Origin of the sequence: Candidatus Symbiopectobacterium sp. (genome assembly GCF_020054415.1) — a bacterium.
Classification (GTDB): Bacteria; Pseudomonadota; Gammaproteobacteria; order Enterobacterales; family Enterobacteriaceae; genus Symbiopectobacterium.
Window position 1 is genome coordinate 1 of the sequence record NZ_JAHWCO010000210.1, and the last position, 2832, is coordinate 2832.

General features: G+C 55.9%; 1 protein-coding gene and 2 pseudogenes. 2 read left to right on the forward strand and 1 reads right to left on the reverse strand.

Translation table 11 applies throughout. The features are described from left to right. Positions 1-148: 148 nt before the first annotated feature. Together QZ506_RS06190 and QZ506_RS06195 are read left to right on the forward strand one after the other, a co-directional pair. Positions 149-1987, forward strand: a pseudogene (locus QZ506_RS06190) (Tat pathway signal sequence domain protein); the annotation flags it as partial. 274 nt (positions 1988-2261) lie between these two features. Beyond that, complete coding sequence (locus QZ506_RS06195) at positions 2262-2729, forward strand: DUF6250 domain-containing protein (RefSeq protein ID WP_291969822.1); 468 nt, start codon at positions 2262-2264, stop codon at positions 2727-2729. On the opposite strand, the pseudogene QZ506_RS06200 reads toward QZ506_RS06195, so the two are convergent. Beyond that, a pseudogene (locus QZ506_RS06200) lies at positions 2694-2832 on the reverse strand (IS5/IS1182 family transposase); the annotation flags it as partial. The gene QZ506_RS06195 and the pseudogene QZ506_RS06200 sit on opposite strands and share 36 nt — an antisense overlap.

Genomic DNA, 2832 nt, shown 5'->3' on the forward strand with positions numbered 1-2832 from the left:
ACTGGTTGATATCGTCAGGGGTTTTGATATTTTTGGCCAGCTCGTTAGCCAGAGCCTGTAACTGTTTTTCGTCCATAAAGTAACCTGCTTTTGATGTTGGATTGAACATATCAAAATCAGGCAATTACACAATCTCGTGTATATGCTCGTGCGTGGCCTGAGTGGATTACGCCGCGATCCCGGTGCGGGGGCGATAGCGGCTCAGCTCAACGGTAACGCTACGCCACCGGTAGCGGTGTTTTCCCCTGAAGTAGGAAAGCGGCTGGCCTATATCACGGCATTTGGTAGCTATCGCTTGACACAGCATCACCCAGATGGATTTCAGATTCACAAACGCACGTCAGCAGGGCAGGGTTGGGTGTTGGCGGCGATCGGCGGACGGGCGTCGGGTATCTGGGCACGCCAAAAGGCGGCGTTGCCTTTGGTGTTCGCCATTTTTGGCAAAGCTATCCGGCGAGTTTAGCGCTGGCAGATGCCCACAGAGATAGCGCTACCGTGACAATGTGGCTCTGGTCGCCTTGGGCGGAGCCGATGGAGATGCGCGGTTACCATGATGGATTAGGCTAGGAGAGTACGGCAGAGCAGTTGGAGGGGTTGGCGATCACCTATGAGGATTACGAGCCGGGGTTCTCCACGCCACAGGGTATTGCCCGCACCAGCGAGCTGTTTATCGATGTGTTGCCCGCCACGCCGGATAACGCCCAATTGGTGCGTTTGGCACAGCGGATGCAGCAACCGCCATTGCTGGTGGCACAGCCTGAGGATCTGGCGCGCGCTCGTGCCTTCGGCCCTTTGTGGTCACCAGCCAGAGGGGATTCGCCGCAGCGTAAACAACTTGAGGGGCAACTCGCCTGGTATTTCGAACGCTATCACCAGGAGGTTGAACAGCGCAAATGGTACGGCTTCTGGGATTTCGGCGATGTGATGCACACTTATGATAGCGATCGTCATGTGTGGCGTTATGACGTAGGTGGTTACGCCTAGGATAATTCGGAACTCAGTACCGGTCTCTGGCTGTGGTACTACTTTTTGCACAGCGGGCGCGCTGATGTATTTCGTATGGCGGAGGCGATGACGCGTCACACCAGCGAGGTGGATGTTTACCATCAGGGACGTTTCTCTCCGCTGGGCTCCCGCAACAACGTGCGCCACTGGGGGGACAGTGCCAAGCAGTTGCCCATTTCGACCGTTGCCAATCGCCGTTTTCTCTATTACCTGACGGCGGATGAACACATCGGTGAACTGCTGGATGAACAGGTTGAAGGTGCGCGAGCATTGGCTACGGTTTTGCCAGGACGCAAAATCGGCCAGGTTGCACCAACCGACCCGCACTGGGTCAATTTGGCGTTTGGCACGGACTGGGGTACCGTAGCCGCCGGATGGCTCACAGACCGGGAGCGCTACGGCGATCCGTCTCAACGTGAACGCCTGCTTAACAGTATGCAAACCCTTGCACGCCAGCCACACGGCTTTTTTACCGGCAGCGCCGATTTCGATCCCCGTAGCGGGCGTTTTCAGCCTGCATCACCGGAACAGATTGGTATTTCTCATTTGAGCGCCGTGTTTGGTCTGACGGAGGTTTGCAGTGAACTGCTCGATCTGCTGCCAGATCCTGATGTTGGACGCTCCTGGCTGGATTATTGCCGACTGTATAACGATCCCGCCGCGCTAAGTGGGTTTATCTGTAAGCGAGTGAAAAAAAAACAATCTGGCGCAGGGCCATGCCCGGCTGACCGCGTTTGCGGCACACCGTTTAAACGATGCGTCACTGGCGCAGCGCGCCTGGCGAGAATTTAGCGGCGGGGACGGTGGCATGGTTGCTGCCGCTGGTCAGTTGCGTCACCTCACTCCCCCTGACGTGTTGGCGCCGATTGACGAAGTCGCCTTCGACGACGGTGCGCAGCTATCAACCAACGCGGTAGCGCAGTGGGGATTGGCGGCGATCGCGCTACTGGCTCTGCTGGATGAGATCCCCCCTTCACTTTGAGCCTGCCGGTTGAGCAGGCAAGACAGGATAACTCACTATGACGGATTCAAACTGTACCGACACAACGATACTGGCCTTGTCGGCGGCGCAAGTATAGAAAGAGGAGCATAATCCTCATCATTTTTCGCTGCGCTGGTCGCAGGATGCGCAGGGCGAACCGCTAATATGGCGGTGCGAACAAGAAGATCCGCAGCATACACATCTCACGCTGAGCGATGACGCTCTGGGGTTTGAGAGTGCCGCGGGTCTGACGCTGTGGTTGGATAAACCTCTGGTGGGGAATTATCGTGTCGCCTTTACCCGTGAAGTGCGTCTGGCGGGGGGCGCTTATGATCGGTTGTCAGACGTTAACCAGTTTTGGGCTGCACGAGACCCGCAAGGCAGCGATCTTTTTACCCGACGCGGGCAGTTGAATGAGTATGACAACCTCGCGCTGTATTATGTCGGGACGGGCGGTAACTGGAACAGCACCACCCGTTTTCGCTACTACAATGGACAGAGAGATCGTGCATTGCTCGGGGAATACACCGATGCTGCACACCTGCTGCAACCCTGCAGGCAATATCGCATTGTGATTGAAGTGATGCGAGGAGAAACACGCTTCTGGGTAGACAACACCCTCTACTTCAGTGCTCGCCTGTCTGTATCCCCTAAAGCGGGATATTTTGGTTTGCGTACCGTGTTTTCACACCAGATTATTCGGGACTTCACCCACCTGAGCATCGTAGTCTCTCAGACTTAGATGACCACCCAGAAGCCTTTTGAACCGGAACATGGCCGTTTCAGCCACTGAGCGCCGGTGATAGCCCACTTTCTTTTTCCAGATATCGTTACTACCGCTAATG